Annotated in this window: 8 protein-coding genes; 6 read left to right on the top strand and 2 right to left on the bottom strand. The window is 41.3% G+C overall.

Annotated elements, in window-relative coordinates; translation table 11 throughout:
• Positions 1–10: 10 nt before the first annotated feature.
• The 6 genes from NQ544_RS08975 (at position 11) to NQ544_RS08950 (ending at position 4742) form a co-directional block, all read left to right on the top strand.
• The gene (locus NQ544_RS08975; RefSeq protein WP_006848357.1) at positions 11–544 is read left to right on the top strand and encodes a YceD family protein; all 534 of its coding nucleotides are present in this window, start codon (positions 11–13) and stop codon (positions 542–544) included.
• 13 nt (positions 545–557) lie between these two features.
• Entirely contained in the window at positions 558–743 is a 186-nt protein-coding gene (rpmF, locus tag NQ544_RS08970) for a 50S ribosomal protein L32 (RefSeq protein WP_006848356.1), read from the top strand.
• The gene (locus tag NQ544_RS08965) at positions 743–1756 is read left to right on the top strand and encodes a beta-ketoacyl-ACP synthase III (protein ID WP_006848355.1); all 1014 of its coding nucleotides are present in this window, start codon (positions 743–745) and stop codon (positions 1754–1756) included. Before rpmF ends, NQ544_RS08965 begins: the two co-directional genes overlap by 1 nt.
• A gap of 145 nt (positions 1757–1901) precedes the next feature.
• Positions 1902–2783: a GTPase Era gene (era, locus tag NQ544_RS08960; protein WP_006848354.1), complete on the top strand. Its 882-nt coding sequence runs from the start codon at positions 1902–1904 to the stop codon at positions 2781–2783.
• 207 nt (positions 2784–2990) lie between these two features.
• The gene (der, locus tag NQ544_RS08955; protein WP_006848353.1) at positions 2991–4304 is read left to right on the top strand and encodes a ribosome biogenesis GTPase Der; all 1314 of its coding nucleotides are present in this window, start codon (positions 2991–2993) and stop codon (positions 4302–4304) included.
• A gap of 39 nt (positions 4305–4343) precedes the next feature.
• The gene (locus NQ544_RS08950; protein WP_006848352.1) at positions 4344–4742 is read left to right on the top strand and encodes a hypothetical protein; all 399 of its coding nucleotides are present in this window, start codon (positions 4344–4346) and stop codon (positions 4740–4742) included.
• 69 nt (positions 4743–4811) lie between these two features.
• Here the strand turns inward: NQ544_RS08950 and NQ544_RS08945 are convergent, their stop codons facing one another.
• Positions 4812–5585 (bottom strand): ABC transporter ATP-binding protein, encoded by a 774-nt coding sequence (locus NQ544_RS08945; RefSeq protein WP_006848351.1) that lies wholly within the window; start codon positions 5583–5585, stop codon positions 4812–4814.
• A 3-nt stretch (positions 5586–5588) separates the two neighbouring features.
• Positions 5589–6335, bottom strand: a complete 747-nt coding sequence (locus NQ544_RS08940; RefSeq protein ID WP_006848350.1) for an MlaE family ABC transporter permease — start codon at positions 6333–6335, stop codon at positions 5589–5591.
• Positions 6336–6448 lie beyond the last annotated feature (113 nt).

The raw sequence follows: 6448 nt of genomic DNA, 5'->3' as shown, positions 1-6448 counted from the left end.
TATATTGAATATGTGTAACATAGATTCTTTTAAGATTGATTTGAAAGCTTTACCTCAAGGGATAACCGAAAAGGAATTTAAGCTTACCAATGAATATTTTGAGGCAATCGATGCTCCTGATGTTCAGAGAGGCGAGTTGTCAAGTAGTCTGTCTGTCAATAGGACGGACGACTTCTTCGAACTCAATTTCCATACTGAGGGAGTGGTTCACATACCATGCGACATCTGTCTGGACGATATGGTTCAAACCATTGAGACTAATGACAGGCTAGTCGTAAAATTCGGAGAAGAGTACTCAGAGGATGATGATCTGGTGACTGTGGCCGAGAACGAAGGAATACTCGATGTCGCCTGGTTTATCTATGAATTTATAGTTCTCAATATTCCCATCAAGCATGTGCATGCACCTGGAAAATGCAACTCTGCTATGATTGAAAAGCTCAATGAGCATTCTGCCGCCCGAAGCGGTGAGGAAGAAGAGGAAACTGTAGATCCACGCTGGGAAGCTCTATTGAAATTGAAAAAATCAAAATTAAAATTTTAAACATTTAAAAATTATGGCACATCCTAAAAGAAGACAGTCAAAGACACGTACACTTAAGAGAAGAACTCATGATAAGGCAGTAGCTCCTACATTGGCAGTTTGCCCTAACTGTGGTGCATACTATGTATACCACACTGTTTGCCCTACTTGCGGTTACTATCGTGGTAAGGTTGCAATCGTTAAGGAAGCAGCTGAATAATGGGTAAAATTAATGCTGTAATTACAGGTGTCGGTGGCTACGTGCCAGACTATATCCTCAACAATGAGGAATTGTCTCGCATGGTAGATACTACAGATGAGTGGATTACCACCCGTGTGGGTATCAAAGAGCGCCGCATCCTTACAGAGGAAGGTCTCGGAACCAGCTATCTGGCGCGTAAAGCTGCCAAGCAGTTGATTCAGAAGACTGGCGTTGATCCAGATACAATCGATGCACTGATTGTAACAACCACGACACCTGACTACAAGTTCCCTTCTACAGCATCTATCGTCCTCGGTAAGCTGGGCTTGAAGAATGCTTTCGCATTTGACTTCTCTGCAGCTTGCTGTGGATTCTTGTATACCCTTGATGTTGCTGCAAGCATGATTCAGAGTGGTAGATACAAGAAGATTATTGTGATTGGTGCTGACAAGATGTCTTCATTGGTAGATTACACAGACCGTGCTACTTGTGTTCTCTTCGGAGATGGAGCAGGTGCGGTTTTGGTGGAGGCAACTGAAGAGGAGAACGTTGGTGTTCAGAACTCATACCTTCGTACAGATGGACAAGGTTTGCCTTTCCTTCACATGAAGGCTGGTGGTTCTGTTTGCCCTCCATCACATTTTACAGTTGATCATCGCCTGCACTATCTTTATCAGGAAGGTCGTACTGTATTCCGTTACGCAGTAACAGATATGAGCAACGACGTGATGAAGATCATGGAAATGAACAATCTGAAGGCTGATGATGTGAACTGGGTAATTCCTCACGAGGCTAATCTCCGTATTATTGAGGCAGTAACCAAGCGTGCTGGAATTCCACTTGATAAGGTGGTTGTAAACATCGATCATTATGGAAATACTAGTGCAGCAACAATTCCATTGGCACTCTGGGATGCTGAAAGCCAATTGAAGAAGGGCGATAACGTCATCTTCACAGCATTTGGTGCAGGATTTGTACATGGCGCTTCTTTCTATAAGTGGGCGTATGATGGCGCTGCTTACGGAAAGTAATCTATAAAAATAGGATAGAATAATTATCTATATAAGGAAACGCATCTTTCTTATTTCTCTATAAATAAGTAAGGATGCGTTTCTTTAGCTTTAAAACAATAGAGCTTAACTTCTTGATAGTAAATTTTGCTAAATTCAATTTTTTATGCATAAAGCTGGTTTCGTAAATATAGTAGGTAACCCTAATGTGGGAAAAAGTACCTTGATGAATCAATTGGTGGGTGAACGTATTAGTATTGCAACTTTTAAGGCTCAGACAACCCGTCATCGTATCATGGGTATTGTGAATACTGATGATATGCAGATTGTATTTTCTGATACTCCTGGTGTTTTGAAGCCTAATTACAAGATGCAGGAGATGATGCTTGCCTTCTCTGAGAGTGCATTGGCGGATGCTGATGTGCTGCTTTATGTGACTGATGTGATAGAAAATCCTGAAAAGAACATGGAATTCTTGGAAAAGGTTAAGAAAATGCAGATTCCTGTACTCTTGCTCATCAACAAGATTGATCAGAGTGATCCGAAAAAGTTGGGTGATATTGTTGAAAAATGGCACTCTTTGTTGCCTAATGCAGAGATTCTTCCTATCTCAGCGAAGAATAAATTCGGAACGGATATGCTCTTGAAGCGCATTAAGGAACTCTTGCCGGAATCTCCTGCTTTCTTTGATAAGGATCAGCTGACAGACAAGCCTGCCCGTTTCTTCGTTTCAGAGATTATCCGAGAAAAGATTTTGCTCTATTATGATAAGGAGATACCTTATTCTGTAGAGGTAAGAGTGGAGCGATTTAAGGAAGATGAAAAACGTATCCACATTAATGCGGTGATTTATGTTGAACGTGATTCCCAAAAGGGTATCATCATCGGGCACCAGGGTATCGCATTGAAAAAGGTGAATACCGAGAGTCGTAAGGCTTTGGAAAAGTTCTTCGACAAGAAAATCTTCTTGGAGACTTTCGTAAAAGTTGATAAGGATTGGCGCAGCTCTCAGCGAGAACTTGATGCCTTTGGATATAATCCGGAATAATTGATAGTTAAGAGTTAATAGTTTAAAGACGCCCTTAATAACTATAAACTATCAACTAAAATAACTCCTCCCTGAATGTAATCGAGGGAGTGACTCTCGCCAAAAGAGCGAGGGCCGGAGCAAGGTCAGCTTCGGCAAATTATTAACTTGGATGCAGAGACCACATCCTTGAATACCTCCTAAAAGGAAGGAGGATAATGACTGTTTATGGCAAATTTAGTAGCTATTGTAGGACGCCCTAATGTGGGTAAGTCTACTTTATTTAATCGTTTGACTCAATCACGTCGCGCTATCGTTAGTGATACTGCCGGTACTACTCGTGACCGCCAGTATGGTAAATGCAGTTGGAATGGTAGAGAATTTTCGGTTGTTGATACCGGTGGTTGGGTTGTAAAATCTGATGATATTTTTGAAGATGCTATCCGCAAGCAGGTACTTGTTGCTACCGAAGAGGCTGACCTGGTTCTCTTCCTGGTAGACGTTAACACGGGCCTTACTGATTGGGATGAGGACGTGGCGCTTATTTTGCGTCGTGCCAAATTGCCTGTTATCCTTGTTGCTAACAAGGTTGATAACAGTGCTGAGTATTATCAGGCTGCTGAGTTCTACAAGTTGGGCTTGGGTGATCCTCAGTGTATCAGTGCTGCTACAGGTGGTGGTACTGGTGATTTGCTTGATATGATTTTGGACAAACTTCAGGACAATCCTGAGGAGGCAATCGAAGAAGATATTCCTCGTTTTGCGGTAGTAGGTCGTCCGAATGCTGGTAAGAGTAGCATTATCAATGCTTTTATCGGTGAGGATCGTAATATCGTGACAGAAATTGCTGGTACTACACGTGATAGTATCTATACCAGATACGATAAGTTTGGTTTCGATTTTTACCTGGTTGATACAGCTGGTATCCGTCGTAAGAATAAGGTAAGCGAAGACTTGGAATTCTATTCTGTGATGCGTTCTATCCGTGCCATCGAGAATAGTGATGTCTGCATCCTGATGCTTGATGCTACCCGTGGTATCGAAACCCAGGATATGAACATCTTTCAGTTGATTCAGAAGAACAACAAGAGTCTGGTGGTTGTAGTAAACAAATGGGATTTGGTTGAGGAGAAGAATCAGAAGGTAATTGATACTTTTGAAAATGCAATCCGCAAGCGTATGGCTCCATTCGTAGACTTTCCTATCATCTTTGCTTCGGCCTTGACTAAGCAGCGTATTTTCCGAGTATTGGAAACTGCCAAGGATGTTTACCAGAACCGTAAGGCTCATATTGGAACTTCTAAGTTGAATGAGGTGATGTTGCCTATTATTGAGGCATATCCTCCACAGAGCGTAAAGGGTAAGTATATCAAAATTAAGTATTGCACCCAGTTGCCTAATACAACGATTCCTTCGTTTGTGTTCTATGCAAACTTGCCTCAGTATGTCAAGGAGAACTATCGCCGTTTCCTGGAGAATAAGATTCGTGAGAACTGGTCATTACATGGCTGTCCTATCAACGTCTTCATTCGTCAGAAGTAAATAAATGAAGCGAAGAATGCAGAATCAAAGTGTATAAAAATGAAGAAACTTTTGATTTTTATGATATTCATGATGGGATTGGTATTTTCTTCCTGTAAGGAGGAGAAACCTGATCCTGGCTATCTTGCAGGTATTGCTGCCAAGGGATATTATGATTTGCTTTTAGAGGGTAAGTATAAGGAGTTTGTAGATGGTTACAATCAACCTTATCGGTTGCCAAAGGGCTATCAGGATCAATTGCTGATGAATGCCAAAATGTTTGTTGAGCAGCAGCAAGATGAACATAAAGGTATGGTTAAGGTGATTGTACTGAGTGCAAAGGCTGATACAGCGCATCATGTTGCTGATGTTTTTTTGCAAGTGGTGTATGGTGACAGTACTAAAGAACAGATTGTGGTACCTATGGTAGAGGTCAAGGATGCCTGGAAAATGAGATAGTATTTATTTTGTAATAAAAAAGCCATCAGCCAGTTTCTGGTCTGATGGCTTTTTTTGAACGATACTGTTTTATTTGTTTTTAGCTTCTTCCAGCTCCACCTCCTTTACTTTGCGGAAGAGATCGGAAGCAAAGACTAAATCGTTGAGTTTCTCGTTTGTTGAGGTCATCACTTCATCTTTGTTGCCTTGCCATTCTTTATGACCTTGGTAGATAAAGCAGATGTTTTCACCAATGCCCATCACCGAATTCATGTCGTGGGTGTTGATGATGGTAGTCATATTATAGTCTTTGGTGATGCCTGAAAGAAGTTCGTCTATCACAAGTGAGGTCTTTGGATCCAAACCTGAGTTTGGTTCATCGCAGAACAAGTATTTCGGATTCATTACGATGGCACGTGCAATAGCTACTCGTTTCTGCATACCACCCGAGATTTCTCCAGGATATTTCTGCTGAGCTTCTATCAGATTGACGCGGTCAAGACATTCCTGAGCCCGTTTTACGCGTTCCCTGTAATTCAAGGTAGAGAACATATCAAGAGGGAACATGACATTCTCAAGTACATTCAAAGAGTCGAACAGGGCTGCGCTTTGGAAAATCATTCCCATCTCGCGGCGCATCAGAACTTTTTCTTTTTTCGACATCCGGGTGAAGTCACGGTCATCGTAGAGAACTTCACCACTTGTAGGCTGAAGTAATCCTACGAGATTCTTCATGAGTACGGTCTTTCCGGAACCGCTCTGTCCGATTATCAAATTAGTCTTTCCTGTTTCAAAGGTGACGTTTATATTGTCTAATACAACCTTGTCGCCAAACGACTTGGTGAGATTTCTAACTTCTATCATAGTTTACGAGAGAATTTGAGTGAGGAAAACATCTGAAAACAGAATCAAAACACTAGAACAGACAACAGCATCGGTTGACGATTTTCCAACCTCAACAGATCCACCTTCTACGGTATAACCGAAATAAGAAGATACGCTGGAAATGATGAATGCAAAGAAAAGGCTCTTGATAATGCTCATCCATACAAACCATTGGTTAAATGAATGTTGCAAGCCGAGTGTCAGATCATCTGGTGGTAGGATATGCCCAATATACGCTGTTCCGTAGGCACCGATAATACCCATGCCAGAACTGAAGATAACCAGGAATGGCATGATGGTAACCAAACCGAGAATTTTAGGCAGAATGAGGTAACATGCAGAGTTCACTCCCATGATATCAAGGGCATCAATCTGTTGGGTGACACGCATTGTTCCCAACTCCGAAGCGATATTAGAGCCCACTTTGCCTGCGAGAATCAGACACATGATACTTGATGAGAACTCCAGAAGCATGATTTCTCGGGTGGTGTAACCTGAAACCCATCGTGGCATCCATGGACTCTGAATGTTCAATTTCATCTGGATGCAGATAACTGCTCCAATGAAGAAGGATATCAGTAAAACGATACCAATAGAGTCAATACCCAATTGCGACATCTCCTTGATGTATTGTTTCAAGAACATGCGCATGCGCTCAGGACGGGAAAAAGAACGTCCCATCAATATAAGATATTTACCGAAGGTGGTAAGCCATTTTTCTATTAACATGCTATTATAAAACTGAATTTTGCTGCAAAATTAACCAAAATCCTCTAAAAAACTGCAATATTATGAATAGTTTTTGATTTTATAAGCGATATTTCCTTTATTTTTAGTATTTT

Origin of the sequence: Segatella copri DSM 18205, assembly GCF_025151535.1 — a bacterium.
Classification (GTDB): domain Bacteria; phylum Bacteroidota; class Bacteroidia; order Bacteroidales; family Bacteroidaceae; genus Prevotella; species Prevotella copri.
Note: the sequence above shows the minus strand (reverse complement) of the source record. Positions and strands in the feature narration are given on the sequence as shown.